This window comes from Oceanobacillus arenosus (assembly GCF_003369575.1).
In the GTDB taxonomy this organism is placed as follows: domain Bacteria; phylum Bacillota; class Bacilli; order Bacillales; family Amphibacillaceae; genus Oceanobacillus; species Oceanobacillus arenosus.
Map to the genome: position 1 here is coordinate 168,478 of NZ_PIOC01000010.1, position 19,123 is coordinate 187,600.

The window sequence follows — 19,123 nt, forward strand, 5'->3', positions numbered from 1 at the left end:
GAAAGTATAAAATATTTATTACTACATAAGTGGCCTAGGGCTGTCACAGAAAGGCTTGAGTTAAACCTAAGTTTTCTAAGAAAGGAATAATGGCTTATGACAGATAGGTATTCCCGTCAAATACTGTTTAAACCAATTGGTGAAAAAGGGCAGAAAAAAATTAGGGGAAAACATGTGCTCATCCTTGGCTGTGGTGCACTAGGAACGGCCAATGCGGAAAATTTAGTCCGTGCAGGTATCGGTAAATTAACGATTATTGACCGCGATTATGTAGAGTTAAGCAATCTTCATCGACAGCATCTATTTACAGAAAAGGATGTAATGAATCAAGTTCCTAAGGTTATTGCAGCGAAAAGTAAGCTGCAGGAAATCAATTCTGATGTCATCATTGCTGCACATATATTGGAGGCGGATGCTGTCACACTTGCACCTTTATTAGATAATGTCGATCTTGTCATCGATGCAACAGATAATTTTGACACAAGGTTTATGATGAATGATCTATTACAAAAAAGGCAGATTCCTTGGATATATGGGTCATGTGTTAGTAGTACAGGCATGAGCTATACCATTCTGCCCAGGCAGACACCATGCTTAAAGTGTCTCCTTAATACAGCCCCTGTTAGTGGGGCGACATGTGATTCAGTTGGAATTATTTCACCAGCAGTCCAAATGGTAGTAGCGCATCAAACGACAGAAGCTTTAAAACTGTTAGTTGAAGATGTACAGGCATTACGATCAAAGCTGCTCATGTTTGATCTTTGGACGAATCAATATCAGATGATTGATATCGAAAAAGCGAGGAAAAGTGAATGCCCTGCATGCGGAATTAATCCTACATATCCTTATTTAACCTATGAATCTGTTACGAAAACAGAAATACTTTGTGGCAGGAATACGGTGCAAATCAGGGCAAATCGACAGGTGGAGCTTGCAGAACTTGCCAGCCATCTGGAAAATATCGGACAAGTAAAAGGAAATGATTATTTATTATCGATTGATTATAAGACCTACCGATTAGTATTCTTCCAGGACGGCAGAACGCTAGTCCATGGAACTGATTCAATTGAGAAAGCAAAGCGCATCTATTATCAATTAACGGGATGAAGGTGACTAAGAATGGCAGTTGAGAGAAGAAATCCAATAAAAGTAAATGAAGCAATCGAGCGGGTCATGACATATAAGCGGGAGGGAAGTATCAGCTATGTGCCGATTGAACAAAGCTATGGTAATTTTCTTGGCGAGGATTTAATTGCTGACCATCCTATTCCACCATTTGATCGTTCGCCATATGACGGATTTGCTATCCAATCTGGGGATACAATTGATGCTTCAAGGGGGAACCCGCTAGTCTTTGAGGTTATTGGGGAGATTGGGGCAGGAAGTGTGTTTACAAATACGGTTGGCAAGATGCAGGCAGTACGGATTATGACAGGTGCACAGATCCCAGATGACTGTGATGCAGTGGTGATGCTGGAAGTTGTAAAAGAGCTGGAGGATGGAGGAAAATCTTATTTCGAGTTGAAGCGCAGCATTGAAAATGGAGACAATATTTCCTTTACCGGTGAGGATACGGAAGCGGGCACAGTGCTTGCGGCAAAGGGAACGCATATTAATCCTGGTGTAGTGGCACTGCTTGCCACATTCGGCTATAAAAATGTTCCAGTTAGTGTGAAGCCCAAGATTGGGATTATTGCAACCGGAAGTGAATTATTAGCGCTTGATGAGCCATTACAGCCGGGGAAAATTAGAAATAGTAATGCATATATGACTTATTCGCAAATCTTAAGAGCGGGTGGGGAGCCAATTTACTTTGGACAGTTTAATGATGATTTAGATACCTGCTTTGAACAAGTACAGGCTGCATTTGAGGAAGTAGATCTGCTAATTACAACTGGCGGTGTTTCTGTTGGTGATTTTGATTATTTGCCAGCAATCTATGAAAGATTGAATGCTAACGTACTGTTTAATAAAATTGGCATGCGCCCGGGCAGCGTGACAACCGTTGCAGAAAAGGATGGCAAATTATTATTTGGACTTTCAGGAAATCCATCTGCATGCTATGTAGGATTTGAGTTGTTTACAAGACCGATTATCCGTACATATTTACATTCTGATGCTCCCTTTTTGAAAAAAGAAATTGCTTTCCTTGGCGCGGACTTTCCAAAAGCAAATCCATTTGATCGGTTTGTCCGTGGACATCTCACTTATAAAGAAGGAAAAATGATTGCAACTCCAGTCGGCTTGGATAAGTCAAATGTTGTAACCAGCTTAGCAGATGCAAATGTTCTGATTGTCTTACCTGGTGGGACGAGAGGATATGAGCAAGGAATGGAAGTTGCCATCATTTTACTGGAAGACCAAGAAGGTGCGACATTTAATCATTTTACCTGGAATGATATTAATTCGAGAAGGAGTCATAGACATGTCTGACGCACTTTTTGAAATTGTCGATGTGCCGGTTCGAATAGAACAATTAATAAAGAAGGTTGAGCGAAGAAAAGCAGGCGCGATAACGACATTTATTGGTACTGTCCGTGAATGGACAAAGGGAAGGAGAACGATTTTCCTCGAATATCAGGCATATATTCCCATGGCAATAAAAATGCTGGCAGCGATTGGCGAGGAAGTTGAAACGAAATGGCCGGAAACGAGGATTGCGATTACACATCGCATTGGCAGGCTTGAGATCTCTGAAATTGCTGTTGGTATTGCCGTTTCTTCTCCGCACCGGAAAGCGGCATATGAAGCGAATGAATATGCAATTGAAAGGATTAAGCAAATCGTTCCAATCTGGAAAAAGGAGCACTGGGATGATGGAGAAACATGGATTGGCGACCAATTAGAAAATGTGCCTTATAGTTCTGGATTCCCAAGTGTTGAGGAGGTTGAAAGTTGATTAAGATTCTTTTATTTGCCCATTTGCAAGAGGCGGTTGGTAAAGGAGAAATTCAATTAGAAATCGGCCAAACTACCGTCGAACAATTAAAAGCTGAATTGCAACAAAAATATCGTATTGCTGGACTTGAACATGTAATGATCGCAATCAATGAGGAGTACGCCTTGGATAACAGCATAATCAATCCTGGCGATACAGTCGCATTTATTCCACCTGTAAGCGGAGGTTAATGATGAAAGTAATTCAAATCATCGGCTATAAAAATAGTGGAAAAACAACAGCCGCAGCAGCATTAATCAGTGCATTATCTGAAATTGGGATTCGTGTTGCTTCTTTAAAACACCATGGACATGGCGGTGTCCCAATTTGTATTGAAAACACAGACAGCGCTAGACATCAGCGTGCTGGAGCACTCGTAGCAGGAGTAGAAGGTGAAGGAATGCTGCAGATAACGAGTCAAAATGATTGGCAATTGGATAAGCTGATAGCAATCTATCAATTACTGGATATTGAGGTCTTGGTGATAGAGGGATTTAAGCAGGCACCTTTTAAAAAAGTTGTAATGCTGGACAAGGAGGAAGATGTTCTTCTCTTAAATGAATCAACGAATGTTCTTGCGGTTATCACTTCTGGTCCTCTAGCCAATGTCTCAATAGATTGCCCAGTATTTGAAAGTAAGGATTTGCAGGGGTTTTGTGACTGGATGATAGAGAGGTTAGACACTCTCTAGTAGACTATTATTTTTTAAAAATTACTAAATTTAAGTCGATGCATTTTCTAATATAAGAACATCAGAGGGGTAATTGGAATGAAATTAATAGGCATTGTTCTGGCTGGTGGAAAATCGCGACGATTTGGTTCACCAAAGGCATTTGCATCTAAAGATAATAAAGCCTTTTACACATATTCCATAAATGCGTTGAAACCTTATATTTCGAGGCTTGTTATTGTGACGAACCCGGAGCTTGAAACAAACTTTACTAGTGAAAATATAACTAGCGATATTATTCAGGATGTCAATGAATATACCGGACAAGGGCCACTTGCTGGAATTTATTCTGCGATGGATCGATATGTTGGCGAGTGGTATATCGTCTTACCGATCGATGTTCCATTTATTGAATCATCGGTGATTGAAAGACTAATAGAACAGATTTCTCCAGAGGTGGATGCAATTGTACCCGTCGTTGCTGGAAAATTACAGCCGCTTATTTCTATCTATCAGTTTAATGTGAAACAGATTATCCAAGAACAATTAGATAGTGGATCCCGTTCTGTGAAATCGGTTTTGGATAACTGTAGGGTAAAGTATGTGGCAATAGACGAAGCAGAGCCCTTCGTCAACATCAACTCCCAGCTGGATTATGAACATTATATCGGTAAGCAAAACGAGTGAGGGGGATTTTAGATGGAAAATGATCAGCATAGTAATATCGAGAAGAAAGTATTATGTGCGGTAATAACAGTGAGCGATACAAGAACTGATAATACAGATAAGAGTGGCAGATTAATAATAGATTTGCTGAAAAGTGATGGGCATCAAGTGAATGAATACATAATTGTCGAGGATGATAGCGGGAAAATCAGGCAAACAGTAGAAGATGTAGTACAGCGTGCTGATATTGAGGCAGTCCTTATTAGTGGTGGAACGGGGATATCGCAACGTGATGTAACCATTGAGTCGCTTCAGCCTTTATTTGATAAAACATTACCAGGGTTTGGCGAATTATTCCGCTGCTTAAGCTATCAATTCGATATTGGCAGCAGAAGTTTGCTTTCAAGGGCAATTGCAGGTGTTGCAAACAACCGCGTAGTTTTCTCTATGCCAGGTTCAACGGGTGCAGTAAAATTGGCGATGGACAAGCTGATACTCCCTGAACTTGGACATGCAGTAAAGGAAATAAACAAAGATTTATTCTCAGATAAGGAGTTTTAAAACTATATTATTTTAGTGTATTCGACAAAATTCGGGGAGTGACAGGCACCATGAAGACAGGCACCATGAAGAGGGTTATGATACTTTTTATTTTTTTAGTTTTGACAGCTTGCGCTGAGAATGAGGAGCCAGTTGAAAGTGCAGAAACGGTGGAGTTAACAGTTTCAGCTGCGGCGAGTTTAAAGGATGCAATGGATGTAATTGCAGATAAGTATGAAGAAGAAAATCAAAATATCACATTGCAAATAAATTATGGCGGTTCTGGATCATTGCAGCAGCAAATATCACAGGGGGCACCAGCCGATTTGTTTTTCTCAGCGGCCGAGGATAAATTCGATTTATTAGTAGAAGAGCGAAATATTGAGGAAGAGGATGGTATCGATTTACTTGGAAATGAACTTGTATTAATAGCTCCAACGGATGGAGCTGAGGAAATGGAAGGTTTCCAAGAACTAATAAATGAGAACGTGGATAAGATATCGATCGGCACTCCAGAAACGGTACCAGCTGGGGCATATGCAATTGAATCCTTTGAGGCAATGGGAATCTGGAATGATATTGAATCAAAGGTTGTGTATGCAAAGGATGTACGCCAAGTTCTATCCTATGTAGAAACTGGAAATGTTAGCGCAGGAGTTGTCTATAAAACAGATGCACTCATTTCAGATGAGGTGGCGATTGTTGAAACAGCAGATCCAAAGACACATACGCCAATTATTTACCCATTAGGCGTAATTAAGGATTCGAAACACTACGAAGAGGCACAGGATTTTTATCAGTTTCTTCAAAGTGAGGATGCATTAAAGGTATTTAGGGACTATGGATTTACTGCAGAATGAGGATTTTTTACAGGAATTTTTAAGCCCGATTATCATCTCTCTCAAGGTGACAGGTATTGCAGGTTTGTTAGTTATCTTGATTGGGACATTGGCAGGTCGATTATTAGCAAGAAAGCAGTTTAGAGGAAAGGCAATGCTGGAAACATTGCTTATGCTGCCAATGGTGCTCCCGCCAACGGTCGTGGGCTTTTTTCTAATTGTTATTTTTGGCAAGCATAGTATTGTAGGACAAGCAATTGAATGGTTTTTCAAGCAACCAATTATTTTCACTTGGTGGGCCGCTGTGATTGCTGCGATTATCGTTAGCTTCCCGCTAATGTACCAGTCAGCTAAATCAGGATTCCAAGAAGTAAATCCTGATATTGAAGCAGCAGCGAGGATGGATGGTGCAGGTGAATGGAAAGTATTTTTATTTATTTCCATTCCACTGGCATATCGGGCATTAATTGCTGGCAGTGTATTAAGCGTTGCACGTGCATTGGGGGAATTTGGTGCAACCTTAATGTTCGCAGGGAATATTCCTGGAAAAACGCAAACAATCCCTACCGCAATCTATATTGCAATTGATTCTGGAAATATGAAAATGGCTTGGCTATGGGTCATCGCGATAATGCTCATTTCATTCTTGATGTTGCTGGTAATTCAGAGGAAACAAAATTAACGAGGATAGCCAATATGGTTCTCCTCGTTAATTTTATGTGCAATATACCAATTGTTCATGAAATCGTAAGAAAGTGGCGATGCAAAGTTACCAATTCACATGATATAATATATACATGTGAATGATAGATTGAGGTCACTTTGCCCTTTGGGGAATAAGTCATAAAAACAGCAGTAACAAACTGTATTTTCTAAAAATGTAAAGGATGAGTAAGCTTGAATGAACATATAAATTCTTCGGTAGCATTAAATAAGTCCGTAACAGGACAAAGCACAACAATACTTCAAGATATAAAATCGCTTGTTAAGTTCATCGTTTTAATAGCGAACGTGCTGCCAGTAATCGCTGGATTTTGGCTAGCAATTCATTTTACCAATACCTCACTTACAGAGCATTGGGGTACTTTTTTACTGACCATGGGCGGAAGTGGTCTCATCATCGCCGGTGCGTTGATTCTTAATAACTGGTATGATGTCGATATTGATAAGGTAATGAAAAGAACACAGCAACGGCCGACAGTTACAGGTAATTTCTCATTAAGAGCAGTTTTAATCGCTGGGATCGTTATCTCCTTAATTGGATTTATTCTTTTATTATTTACTTCGCTTGCAGCAGTTATTTACGGACTGATTGGCTGGATAACATATGTATTTCCCTATACGATGTGGTCAAAACGTAAATATACGTGGAATACAATTATTGGCAGTGTATCTGGTGCAGTGACGCCATTAATTGGCTGGGCAGCAATTGATTCCAGTTTTCATATTATTCCATTTGCGTTATTCTTACTATTATTTATTTGGCAAATGCCACATACCTACTCAATTGCAATAAAGAAAAATGATGAATATACAGCTGCAAAGGTTGCAATGCTGCCTGCTGTACGTGGATTTAAAGTAACGAAAATCCATATGGTTATCTATATTGCACTCCTAATACCACTACCATTTATGATGTCCGCATTAGGATCTGTATTTGTAACGATTGCTTCAGTATTAAATATTTGTTGGTTGATTTTAGCAATTAAAGGATTTAATGCGAAAGATAATTATAAGTGGGCGAATTGGAATTTCCTTTATTCTGTTAACTACATGACGATTTTATTTGTATTAATGATAGTAGTAACACTACCATTCTTTAATAATTAGTGTTTCGTAGACATGTTAGGAATAAGGACAATTGAATATGAGTGAACGGAAAGGAGAATTCGTCTTAGATGAATTCTCCTTTTTGAATAGGATTAATAAATAAGTATTCGTACATAATAAGTATTTTAAGCGAGTATAAGTAGAAAGGAAAGAAAATAGGCATGTAGATAGGGGGCGGAGGTGAGTATGTTGCAAGGCTTGTAAAGCTTGTTTCTTTTGATCTTGAAATTGCTGTTCTATTAATGGCTGATTTAATTGGGCCTCCTGTATAGTTTGTTCCAATTGTTGCTGCTCGAAGCTTTGTGCACTTTCCTCTTGATTCAAGAGAAATCCTCCTATCATAAAAAACTTATTATGAATAGTGTTCTATTTATTCAGGAAGATTATTCATAATTAAAGCTTCCGCCGTTATATTAATCCTCTTGTTGTTAATTGCTCTTTTTAGAATAGATATAAATAATGGGCTGAACGACTTTCTTCAATTGATTATTCATTATTTCCGATGGGAGTGAAGACCATGGCAGTTGTAAAGGCAAGAGATGCAGATATCGATTTATTAGCAAGGTTACTTCGCGCTGAGGCCGAGGGCGAAGGGGAACAGGCAATGTTGATGGTTGGCAATGTGGGGATTAATCGAGTGCGTGTAAATTGTTCCGATTTCAAGGATGTTCGAACGATTGAACAAATGGTTTATCAACCACATGCATTTGAAGCTGTAACACATGGTTATTTCTATTAACGAGCAAGGGAGAGTGAAAAACGTTTAGCTCGCAGAATTGTTGATGGAGAGCGGCTCTGGCCATCGAAATATACGCTATGGTATTTTAGACCTGAAGGCGATTGCCCACCAACCTGGTATAATCAGCCATTAGTCGGACGTTTTAAGCTTCATTGCTTTTATGAACCAACAGCGGAAGAGTGTGAAGATATTTATATGACATATTAGTTCATTAGATAAATAACATTAGCAATCAATTTTAAATAAAGTAAAAAGACCGCTCTATCATGATTCGAGATGGAGCGGTTTTTTCGTATAAAAATGACCAAAATTGGGAAAAAGAAGTGGAGAAGGATTACATTAGCGGATTAGAAAAGGTTTAAACCATACCTGCAATTAAAGCTGTACCCTAATGGCCCCAAAACTGAGGTGAGAGAAAAATGGCACGGACTTCCTTTTTTAATCGACGTAAGATGAAAACAAGCAAGAGCAAGCAAGAAAATCAAATAAAAACTACGATTGAATTAGGAACCAATTTAGCTGATAACTTAAAGAATATTCGAACGCTATTAGGTGAACCGGGCGATTTAATTATTCGCGAAACAACCTTAGGTGAGACGGATACTAAATGTGCAATTGTCTATCTAAGTGGATTGGTTGACCAAGATCTTGTGAATAACAATATATTAAAAGTTATCCAATCTAATATAAATGAGATTGATACCAATCGGATCAATGAAGTATTTCAACAAATAATTGCAATCACAGATATTAAAAAAGGAACCAAGTTCGATGATGTGATTAACTCCTTATTATCAGGAAGTACGTTGTTCTATTTAGATGACATGGATACCGTGTTGATCTTGGGTACTACTGGTGGGGAAAGACGCTCGATTGAAGAACCCCAATCAGAGGCATTAATCCGAGGCCCAAGAGAAGGATTTGTTGAAAGTGTCCACACAAATATTGCATTATTACGTCGAGATATTAAGAATCCAAATTTGCGATTTAAGTCCTATGAAGTAGGGAAAAAGTCGAAGCGAACGATTGTTGTAAGTTATTTGGAAGGAATTATCAATCCGACATTATTAAAGGAAGTAAACCGAAGATTGAAGTCAATCAATCTGGACATTGTGTCGGAATCAGGGTTTTTAGAGCAATGGATTGAAGATAGCTTCTTGTCACCATTTCCACAAATGATTAATACGGAAAGACCAGATAGGGTATCAAGCTCATTGTTACAGGGAAAAGTGGCGATTCTAGTAGATGGGACCCCGTTTGCCTTGATTGCACCGATTACATATAGTGAAACATTAAAATCATTAGAAGATTATTATGAACGCTGGTTGGTTGGTACGCTAATCCGAATACTACGCTACTTAGGAACATTTATTGCGTTGTTTCTACCTGCTATTTATATTGCCTTGGTTTCTTATCACCAAGGCATGATACCGACGGAGTTAGCATTTTCTATTGCATTAACGAGGGAAGGGGTGCCATTTCCATCATTTGTAGAGGCGCTGTTAATGATTATCACGATGGAAATATTACAGGAGGCGGGAGCCCGTTTACCGAAGAATTTAGGTCAGACAATTGGAATTGTAGGTGGGTTAGTGATCGGCGAAGCGGCGGTTAGCGCGAGTATCGTCAGTCCAGTTATGGTCATTGTTGTTGGACTTACAGCCATTTCCTCATTTACAAATCCAAGTTATAGTGCTGGCATTGGCTTTCGAATGCTTCGTTTAACCTTCATGATTGCTGCTGCGATATTGGGCCTGTATGGAATTATCCTGGCTTATATTATGCTTAATATCCACATCGCTAATTTGAAAAGCTTTGGAGTCCCATATTCTGCACCTTTTGCCCCAACATATTTTAGCGATTGGAAAGATACTATTATTCGGGTGCCGATTACAATGTTAGAGAAACAGCCTAAATATATGAAAATAGAGGATTCTAAGGCGAAGTCAAATGAAGAGGAGCAAAAGTAAATATGACCCCGATGGAAGATAAAGATTTACAAATCTCTGAAAAGGATATCGTAATTTTAGTCCCTTCAATCGTTGTGGCAGTTGGAATCCTTTCCTTACCAGCAAAGTTGGCTGGTGTAACGATATCATCAGATGGATGGATTCCGTTGCTTGTAGGTGGAATTATTATGATTTTTGTAACATGGTTAGTCGTTAAATTAGCCACTAGTTTTCCTAATCAAACCTTTCTTACTTACGCATCGAAACTAGTGACAAAGCCGATTGCGATTGTCTTTACCCTTCTCTTTGTTATTCAAGGAATTATCATTGCAGCTATAGAGGTTAGGGAAATAGCTGATATTTCCAAAGTTTATTTGTTAAACAATACTCCTGCTGAAGTGCTGTCACTTAGCTTTTTATTGGTGGTCATTTATGCTGTCTCGGGCTCAAGAGCGGGAATTTTTCGCTTGAATATGCTGTTTTTTCCATTCATTATATTCATCTCACTTCTTATCATCATTCTATCGATAGGCTGGATTAGCCTGGAAAATTTACTTCCTGTATTTCAAACAAGCATAGGGGGCTACGCGGAGGGGATGAAAACGGGTATTATTTATTATGGTAATATCGGCTTTCTTCTATTTTATATGGCATTTGCAAAACAGCCGAAGAAAGCACCAAAAATGGCTGCAAGGGGTATGTCGATTGTTGTTGTATTATATATATTACTATTTTTCGTTTGTATCGGTGTTATGGGAAATGGAGCGACAACGAATTTAATTTATCCTACCATTGATTTAGCAAAGGAGCTGGAAATACCGGGTGGTTTTTTTGAGCGGTTTGAATCGGTCTTTTTTACGATTTGGGTGATGGCAATCTTTACTACTGCTTTAATAGCACTTGATGGCGCAGTTCTGGCGCTTCAGTCTGTAATGAAGAAGATACCAAAGTTAACCATCATTTTTTGTTTAGCACCACTAGTATATTTCATTGGTTTACTTCCGAAAGATTATGTCGAGCTCTCAACATTTGGAACGTATATGGCTTATTTCTCATTAATTCTACTCTTCTGTGTGGTGATATTACTTATGATATTTTCGAAGATTAAAGGGGTGAAATAAGTTGCCTATGAATAAAAAGCTACTTCTTATCCTCTTGATTGGACTTGTATTTCTAACAGGTTGCTGGGGGAAGGTTGAAATAGAGAATAGAGGATTCGTGGTCGGCACAGCAATCGATTTAGAAGAGAAAAAAGGAAATGGAAAGTACAAATTAGTGATGACAAACCAATTAATTAATCCTGCCGCGGCAACAACACCATCGAATGCCGGCAACGCGCAAAAGGGTTTCATGAATATAAGTGTAGACGATGAAAGTCTTTTTGCTGCTTCACGTAAAATGAGGCAGTTAACAAATTTAATTCCTTATTACCAACATTTAAAAGTGATCCTAGTCTCTGAAGCAGTTTTGAGCCAACCAGGATTATTCACAGACGTGATGGATGTATTTGTCAGAAATCATGAATTACGGAGAGGGGTAAAGGTATTTGTTACAAAAGATAAGGCAAATAAAATATTGGAATACGTACCAGAAGTTGAAAAAACGCCTTCCATGTTTCTTGATAAACTTGCAAATAATGGTAAAAATGCTGGGCTCCTAGAACCTAAGAAGATCGATCGACTTCAAAATATTTTTATCTATGAGCGGAGCTATTTTGTACCGCGAGTCAAGCTAGAAAATAATAAAATTGTTTATGATGATGTAGTTGTTGTACAGGGCTCTAATAATCAAATGGTGGGAATACTTAATGCGGAAGAGACGAAGGGATTACTATATATTACCTCCCCTACAAAGGGAGGAAGTATTGAAGCAAATTTTGATGGGAATTCGATAAATGTGGAAACCACAAATGCAAAAACCAAGATTAAATTAACAAACAAGGATAAGGAAAACCTTGCTTTCTCTTTAAAGGTTAATTTTGAAGGTAGTATAGAGGAACACTATGGGCAAGCAAATTTATTAACAGAGAAATCGCTTGTTGAAATAGAAGCAGCTTTAGAAAAGGATATAAAGAAAATGGTGGAGCGGACGATCGAAAAAGTGCAAAAAGAGTATAAATTAGACGTGCTTAAATTTGGTGATACAATCAGAAGAGATCATTATGACTTATGGAAAACGATAGTGGATAATTGGGATCGTGGAGAGAATTATTTTTCAAAAAGTACAGTGGATGTTAAAGTGGAGGCGAATATTATTTCTACGGGCGCTTCGAATCGGATTAAACAGAAGGGAAAACGTGATGAATGATGTGGCAGAACATTGTCGATAGAATACCTAATATGCTGGGGATAGTCTGCACAGTATTGGCCTTTATTATCCCGTATTCGGTCTATAAAATAAATCAAACGCTACATAAACACGGGGATCCACCTTGGAAGAAAGAAGAATCTGAGGAGCAGAATAGATGATACGTTAACGCAATTAAATTACTTTTACCATAGTTGAATGCTACACTAAGATTACTATCTTAAAATGGGGTGTAGTTTTGGATCAACATACATATCTAACTTTAGATGCAACAGAAATGGCAGAATTGGTTAAGAAGAAGCAAGTGACGCCGAAAGAACTGGTAGAAATGGCTTTTGAGCAATTGGAGAAAGTGAATCCGACATTGAATATATTGACAAGCTCGAGAAAGGATAAAGTATTAAAAGAGGCGGAGAATCTTGCATTAGAAAATGCTCCATTTGCAGGTGTTCCAATTTTATTGAAAAATATTTCGCAAAGCGTAGAAGGGGAACCACTCACATCCGGTTCAAAGCTTTTAACATCTTCTATTTCGAAGCATGATTCATATTTCGTTAAAAGACTTCGTGATTTAGAGTTCCTTTTTTTGGGGCATACGAATGCACCCGAATTCGGATTGAAAAATATTACGGAGCCAGAACTTTATGGACCAACAAGAAATCCGTGGAATCTGGAATACTCTCCTGGTGGCTCTAGTGGAGGATCTGCTGCAGCAATTGCAGCAGGTGTTGTACCGCTTGCAGGTGCGAGTGATGGTGGTGGATCGATTCGAATTCCAGCATCATTTACCGGATTATTTGGATTAAAACCAACAAGGGGAAGGACACCCGTTGGTCCAGGGTATGGCCGATCATGGCAAGGTGCCTCGATTAATTTTGTTTTAAGCAGGAGTGTTCGTGATAGTGCAGCAATGTTAGACCACCTCCAAGTTGTCCAGCCTGAAGCGGCATACCAAACGCCACTCTTCCCTGGAAGCTATGTGGAACAAATGAAAGAGGATTTCGCTAAACCATTACGTATTGCCTTCACAACGAAGTCACCTGTAGGGACACCTGTTTCAGAGAATGCTAAAGAAGCAGTTATGAAAACCGTAAAGTGGCTTGAACGAGAGGGACATATTGTAGAAGAAAAGGACAATCCTGTTGATGGTCTCCAATTGATGAAAGACTATTATTTAATGAACAGTGGTGAAATGCATTCAACAATCCGTGGCTTAGAAAAAGCACTCGGACGAAATATCACTGCGGCTGATGTGGAAATCGAATCGTGGATCTTAAGTGAGGCTGGAAAGTCGGTCTCAGCAGCTGAATATTCAGAGAGCCTAGCTTCATGGGATGTAGCTGCAGAACGAATGGCTAATTTCCATCGGATGTATGATTTTTATATTATGCCTGCAACTGCAGATACAGCGCCAAAGGTTGGGCAGTTATCTTTATCTGGTGAAGAACAGTCCGAGCTTATTGTACGTGTCGGCAAAGTAAGTAAAGCCGAACAACAAAAGATGATATATGATATGTTCCTGCCAAGTCTAACCTATACACCGTTTACACAGCTTGCCAATCTGACCGGCCAACCTGCAATATCATTACCCGTTCATTTAGCGGATAATGGTCTGCCACTAGGTGTACAAGTTATGACACAAAAGGGGGAAGAACATCGTTTAATACAGCTCTCAGCGCAACTGGAACAGTCTGAATTGTGGGTAGGTATGAAAGGAAATCCTTATTTCAATGGTATCTATTGATTGGTGGTTTGTGTGGTGAGGAGCGCTCGGCGAAGAGCGCTCCTCTTTTGTAGTTGGAATTCGTATATCGAGCGGGGACATAGCAAATTCGAGCGACTCCATTTAAGGCTCTAACTGCTCCACAAAGCACACTACCCGCTCAGTCAACCCCAAACAAACCAAGTATATAAAACTATTCATCTGTAAATACTGTAAATACGAATAATTCCGCTTTTACTTCTCAATCTTTTCTTGTATAGTTATAGTAGAAGAGATAGAAAATGCCGTTTAGAGGGTGGAGAGAGGGGCAATAAAAAGATGCAAGAGACGCAGACATATAATGAAAAGATTGAAAGAGTTTTATTAAATATAAATAAAGTGATCATTGGAAAAGAGGGGGCTGCAACGCTTAGTTTAGTGGCGCTGCTCGCTGGTGGACATGTATTGTTAGAAGATGTTCCTGGAGTTGGTAAGACAATGCTTGTTCGAACAATTGCGAAATCATTAGATTGTGATTTTAAGAGAATTCAATTCACCCCAGATTTATTGCCATCCGATATTACAGGTGTTTCTATTTACAATCCGAAAGAAATGGAATTTGAATTTCGCGCGGGTCCAATTTTAGGGAATATTATTCTCGCGGATGAAATCAATCGAACCTCACCGAAGACACAATCCTCACTGCTCGAAGCAATGGAAGAGAACAGTGTCACAGTAGATGGCCAAACGATTCCATTAAAAGAACCTTTCTTTGTAATGGCAACCCAGAACCCAATTGAATATGAGGGGACATATCCACTCCCAGAGGCCCAATTAGATCGTTTTATTTTGAAACTGAAAATGGGCTACCCTTCCTATCAGGATGAACTAGAAATGCTAGAGCGTACATCAAGAAATCATCCAATCGAAGCAATCCATTCCGTTTTAAGCAGGGAAGAATTAATCACGATTCAAGAGGAAGTAAAAGATGTCTATATTGACCGGAATGTCCAACAATATATTATTAATCTTGTAACGAGAACAAGGGAAAATTTGTCTATCTATTTAGGAGTCAGTCCGCGTGGCTCGATGGCATTGATGAAGGCAGCGAAGGCCTATGCATATATCCATGGGAGAGATTATGTTTTACCAGATGATGTGAAATTCCTAGCACCTTTTGTTATGGCACACCGAGTTATTTTAACATCAGAGGCGAAATACGAAGGGAAAACAAGTGAAGAAATTATTGCTTCCATTGTAAAAACAACACATATCCCGATTCGAAAGGAATTTCTTGAATGAAGGCATTGCTAAAATTCATCCGTAATTTTCTTTTTGTTATTGTTGCTTTCATTGCTTTATTTGCCTATGCAATGTTTCAAGGTGGGTTTGTTAGTTGGTTTCTTTTTTATGGTTTTCTTCCAATCTTGCTTTATCATTTCAGCTTATTGTTTTACCCGATAAAAAATTGGAAAGTAACCCGACGCCTTAATCATTCTGTTATCCATGCGGGAGATGGGGTAGAGGTTACAATCGAACTAGAGCGATCCGTCCCTTTTCCATTATTTTATTGCATTGTGGAGGAGAAACTTCCAACGACTTTAAATAGAATGGATACCCGTCTTAATAAATATCATTCGATGGACAAGCCGAAGCAATTTTATGGTTATCGCAAAATGAAAAAGGTAATGTTTCCTTTATTTAAGCGGAAGATTGAATTGTCATATAAGCTCCCGCAAGTTCCGCGTGGGGAGCATCGATTAACAGGTATTGGGTTGCAGACTGGTGACGTGTTCGGGTTTGTGAAAAAAGAAAATGTTTTTCCAATTGTTGACCAATTTACTGCATATCCGAATGAACGGCCACTTCGCATCAATGAAAGGGTAAGCAGCTTTGAGCATGGTTCCATTGCTTCTTCAGCTCATAATTTAAAGAACACGAATGTTGCAACAGGAGTTCGCGAATATGCACCAGGTGATCGATTTTCCTGGATTGATTGGAAGCAGACTGCTAGGAAGAATGCGGTCATGACAAAGGAATTTGAACAGGAAAAAAATACAAATATGCTTGTCATCCTCGATCATTGCAATTATCAAGGGATGAACGCCTTAGCATTTGAGGCGACGATTGAATTAACCCTCTCATTAATGGAGACGATTCGCAAACAAGCAACACAGATTGGGTTGGTATCAATCGGTCAAGATATGATGCGATTTCCAATCTATGATACAACGACAAGTGATGTAATCAAACGGCATTTAACAAGGCTTGAACCAACAGGTGAACGACCCTTTTCGTTAATGCTAAAGGAAAAAGTTAAGGAGATAAGCAATGGGGAGTTTGTTATTTTAATTACCACACATTTAGATGACTTCTTCAAACAAACGGTACAGCAAATGAGCCAGCGCATCAATCAAGTCGCTGTTATTTTTATACAGTCTGCAGCACTGATTTCGGAAAAAGAACAGCAGATCATCAAGCAGTTTGCGTATTCAAATGTTGGTATCCAAGTTTTGACGGAACAACAATTAGTGCAGAATCCAATTGAGGTGAGCTTAAGATGAGTAAATCCAAACCATTTCAATCACCAACCGTCTACGCCTCTATTTTGTACTTTCTCGGTCTTTTATTGTTTTTGGAATGGTTATATCCGATTAAGGATGTGACTGATACCGAAAGTTTAACCGTGTTCATTATTTATTCTTTGTTTTGCTTTTTCATCTCAATCTTTCAGCTTAAGTGGTGGCTGTCCTTTCTATTAAAAGGACTTGCGATGGTGTTCATTCTGAATGGCTTATATTTTGATGAGCCGATCTTGAGCAGTCTGTGGTATGAGCAACTAGTAATGGAATTCACATTTAATTTCGAGGCCCTCTTTTCTCAAGAATGGTACGCATTAACGCCGGTATTTCGGAGTTTCTTATTTTTATTATTAATTTGGTTGATGAGTTATCTCCTATATTATTGGTTTGTACAAATGAAACGAATCTTTCTGTTTGTATTGTTAACCATTATCTATGTAGCAGTCTTGGATACATTCACACTATATGATGGGACAATGTCGATTGTAAGAACGTTTATTATCTCCTTACTTGCATTAGGTATTGCAAATTTCATGAAAGAAATCGACATGGAATCGTTTCGATTTCAGTGGTTGAAGCGGAGCCCAATTTTGCTGCTTCCAATCATTGCGGTCGCAATTTTTTCAACGATTATTGGGGTTGCAGCTCCTAAATTAGAACCGCAATGGCCTGATCCTGTTCCATTTATTCAGAGTGCTGCAGAGAATGCTGGCGGGGGAAATAGATCAGTGATTCAGAAGGTTGGCTATGGTGAGGATGATTCAAGACTTGGCGGTTCATTTGTTCAGGATTATACGAATGTATTCTTTGCTACTGTGAAAGACAAACAGTATTGGCGGATTGAATCGAAGGATGTATATACCGGCAAGGGGTGGGAGCTTTCAACGCAACCCAGCTATGAACCACAGCCAAATGGAAATATTACGTTTGAAACGTTCAATCGTAAGGTAGAATCAGAAAGAATGAAAGGAACAATCATCTTAAATAATATGGAGATTGGCAAGCTCATTTATCCATATGGAATTAATCATGTACAGAGTCAAGCGGACTATGCGTTGGATCTGCATTCTGGTGCGATACAATTAACTCCGCATAATGAGGATGCGTTATCACTTCAATTTGACATGACATTTGATCAGCCATCCTTTTCAATTAATGTGCTGCAGGAAAGCAGCGAACCTTACCCGACAGAAATTATCAATCAGTTTACCCAGCTACCGCCGGAATTGCCAGAAAGGATTGTCGCGTTAGCCGAGGAAATTACAGCCACGCATGATAATCGCTATGATAAAGTAAAGGCGGTTGAAAACTACTTTAGCAGCAATGATTTTGTCTATCAAACGACAGATGTACCAGTTCCTAGTCAAGACCAAGATTATGTGGATCAATTTCTATTTGATTCAAAGGTAGGGTATTGTGATAACTATTCTACTTCTATGGTTGTTTTGTTGCGGACATTGGATATTCCGGCAAGATGGGTAAAGGGCTTTGCGAGTGGAGAAATTGTTGAGCGTGGGGCAGATGGCTACAATCTTTATGAAATAACGAATGCAAATGCCCATTCTTGGGTAGAAGTATATTTCCCAGAGGTTGGCTGGGTTCCATTTGAGCCGACACAAGGATTCGCCAATGCAACTGATTTCCATACGGACACCGAGGGAAATCGTGAAGCGGTGGAGAATGATGCCATTACTCCGAAACCAGAAAGCGAGAAGCCGGAAGAGCAAATGGAGGAGCCAGTCGCACCTGAAAAGGAGAATGCAGCTGACAGCAACACAGGGACTTGGTTATTTACAATAAACTGGTGGTATGTAGCGATTGGATTGGTTGTATTCGTTGTTGTCCTATTTATCATTTACAAAACAAGATTCCGTTTGCAAATGCATCTTATTTCGCTGAAATTTACAAATAAACAGGATGCCAGGACATTCCAGGAGGCGTATCACTTCTTAATTAAAATTTTAAGTGGACGCGGCTATGAAATAGAGCCTGACCAAACATTGCGTGAATTTGCAAAGAGGGTCGACGCGCTTTATAGCACAGATGAAATGGGACAAATAACGAGCAATTATGAGCGGATGTTGTATAAGAATGAAATCAATGATGTGGAGTTTCAAAAGCTAACGAAATTATGGAAAAATTTAATTAAACGGATAATGGGTTGACCAGATAGATCTTGCTTAGTAGAATAAAAGCATCTTAAAACATTATATGCCTCGTATATCCTTGGAAATATGGTCCAAAAGTTTCTACCGGAGCACCGTAAATGCTCTGACTATGAAGGCAGAATATCTAGTTATTTTTAAGGAACCTGGATTTCTGTCTTTTTATAGCTATATGAAAATTTTGTATAGATGTGAG

Annotated in this window: 18 protein-coding genes, 1 pseudogene and 1 riboswitch; of the genes and pseudogenes, 18 read left to right on the plus strand and 1 reads right to left on the minus strand. The window is 39.1% G+C overall.

All coding sequences use genetic code 11. From position 1 onward, the window contains the following. The first annotated feature begins 96 nt into the window (after positions 1–96). The 10 genes from CWR48_RS05525 (at position 97) to cyoE (ending at position 7,483) form a co-directional block, all read left to right on the plus strand. Positions 97–1,107, plus strand: coding sequence for a MoeB/ThiF family adenylyltransferase (locus CWR48_RS05525; RefSeq protein WP_115772143.1), 1,011 nt, complete (start codon positions 97–99; stop codon positions 1,105–1,107). 12 nt (positions 1,108–1,119) lie between these two features. Further along, complete coding sequence (locus CWR48_RS05530; protein ID WP_115772145.1) at positions 1,120–2,433, plus strand: molybdopterin molybdotransferase MoeA; 1,314 nt, start codon at positions 1,120–1,122, stop codon at positions 2,431–2,433. Continuing rightward, a complete protein-coding gene (locus CWR48_RS05535; protein ID WP_115772147.1) occupies positions 2,426–2,899 on the plus strand; it encodes a molybdenum cofactor biosynthesis protein MoaE in 474 nt (157 codons plus the stop codon). The genes CWR48_RS05530 and CWR48_RS05535 overlap by 8 nt, the downstream gene beginning before the upstream one ends. Further along, positions 2,896–3,129, plus strand: a complete 234-nt coding sequence (gene moaD, locus CWR48_RS05540; RefSeq protein WP_115772149.1) for a molybdopterin converting factor subunit 1 — start codon at positions 2,896–2,898, stop codon at positions 3,127–3,129. Before CWR48_RS05535 ends, moaD begins: the two co-directional genes overlap by 4 nt. Beyond that, positions 3,129–3,629 (plus strand): molybdopterin-guanine dinucleotide biosynthesis protein B, encoded by a 501-nt coding sequence (mobB, locus tag CWR48_RS05545; RefSeq protein WP_115772168.1) that lies wholly within the window; start codon positions 3,129–3,131, stop codon positions 3,627–3,629. The genes moaD and mobB overlap by 1 nt, the downstream gene beginning before the upstream one ends. A 78-nt stretch (positions 3,630–3,707) precedes the next feature. After that, positions 3,708–4,295, plus strand: coding sequence for a molybdenum cofactor guanylyltransferase (gene mobA / locus CWR48_RS05550; protein ID WP_115772170.1), 588 nt, complete (start codon positions 3,708–3,710; stop codon positions 4,293–4,295). Between the two features lie 12 nt (positions 4,296–4,307). Continuing rightward, positions 4,308–4,835: a MogA/MoaB family molybdenum cofactor biosynthesis protein gene (locus tag CWR48_RS05555; protein WP_115772172.1), complete on the plus strand. Its 528-nt coding sequence runs from the start codon at positions 4,308–4,310 to the stop codon at positions 4,833–4,835. A 50-nt stretch (positions 4,836–4,885) separates the two neighbouring features. Then, entirely contained in the window at positions 4,886–5,674 is a 789-nt protein-coding gene (modA, locus tag CWR48_RS05560; RefSeq protein WP_425453879.1) for a molybdate ABC transporter substrate-binding protein, read from the plus strand. Then, positions 5,655–6,335 (plus strand): molybdate ABC transporter permease subunit, encoded by a 681-nt coding sequence (gene modB / locus CWR48_RS05565; RefSeq protein WP_115772174.1) that lies wholly within the window; start codon positions 5,655–5,657, stop codon positions 6,333–6,335. Before modA ends, modB begins: the two co-directional genes overlap by 20 nt. Positions 6,336–6,550: 215 nt before the next feature. After that, on the plus strand, positions 6,551–7,483 hold the full coding sequence (cyoE, locus tag CWR48_RS05570; RefSeq protein WP_147294867.1) for a heme o synthase: 933 nt from the start codon (positions 6,551–6,553) through the stop codon (positions 7,481–7,483). 15 nt (positions 7,484–7,498) lie between these two features. On the opposite strand, the gene CWR48_RS05575 is transcribed toward cyoE, so the two are convergent. Then, positions 7,499–7,807: a hypothetical protein gene (locus tag CWR48_RS05575; protein ID WP_115772176.1), complete on the minus strand. Its 309-nt coding sequence runs from the start codon at positions 7,805–7,807 to the stop codon at positions 7,499–7,501. A gap of 193 nt (positions 7,808–8,000) precedes the next feature. On the opposite strand from CWR48_RS05575, the pseudogene CWR48_RS05580 reads away from it, so the two are divergent. From CWR48_RS05580 to CWR48_RS05615, 8 genes and pseudogenes are all read left to right on the plus strand, one after another. Then, positions 8,001–8,429: pseudogene (locus tag CWR48_RS05580) on the plus strand (cell wall hydrolase). A 212-nt stretch (positions 8,430–8,641) separates the two neighbouring features. Next, on the plus strand, positions 8,642–10,192 hold the full coding sequence (locus CWR48_RS05585; RefSeq protein ID WP_115772178.1) for a spore germination protein: 1,551 nt from the start codon (positions 8,642–8,644) through the stop codon (positions 10,190–10,192). Positions 10,193–10,194: 2 nt separating this feature from the next. Further along, on the plus strand, positions 10,195–11,292 hold the full coding sequence (locus tag CWR48_RS05590) for a GerAB/ArcD/ProY family transporter (RefSeq protein ID WP_115772180.1): 1,098 nt from the start codon (positions 10,195–10,197) through the stop codon (positions 11,290–11,292). Between the two features lie 7 nt (positions 11,293–11,299). Further along, a complete protein-coding gene (locus tag CWR48_RS05595; protein ID WP_245976747.1) occupies positions 11,300–12,478 on the plus strand; it encodes a Ger(x)C family spore germination protein in 1,179 nt (392 codons plus the stop codon). 238 nt (positions 12,479–12,716) lie between these two features. Further along, entirely contained in the window at positions 12,717–14,222 is a 1,506-nt protein-coding gene (locus CWR48_RS05600; RefSeq protein WP_115772184.1) for an amidase, read from the plus strand. 297 nt (positions 14,223–14,519) lie between these two features. Beyond that, entirely contained in the window at positions 14,520–15,482 is a 963-nt protein-coding gene (locus CWR48_RS05605) for an AAA family ATPase (protein WP_115772186.1), read from the plus strand. Continuing rightward, complete coding sequence (locus tag CWR48_RS05610) at positions 15,479–16,744, plus strand: DUF58 domain-containing protein (protein ID WP_115772188.1); 1,266 nt, start codon at positions 15,479–15,481, stop codon at positions 16,742–16,744. Before CWR48_RS05605 ends, CWR48_RS05610 begins: the two co-directional genes overlap by 4 nt. Continuing rightward, entirely contained in the window at positions 16,741–18,927 is a 2,187-nt protein-coding gene (locus tag CWR48_RS05615; RefSeq protein WP_115772190.1) for a DUF4129 domain-containing transglutaminase family protein, read from the plus strand. Before CWR48_RS05610 ends, CWR48_RS05615 begins: the two co-directional genes overlap by 4 nt. Positions 18,928–18,958: 31 nt before the next feature. After that, positions 18,959–19,060, plus strand: a riboswitch (purine riboswitch). Positions 19,061–19,123 lie beyond the last annotated feature (63 nt).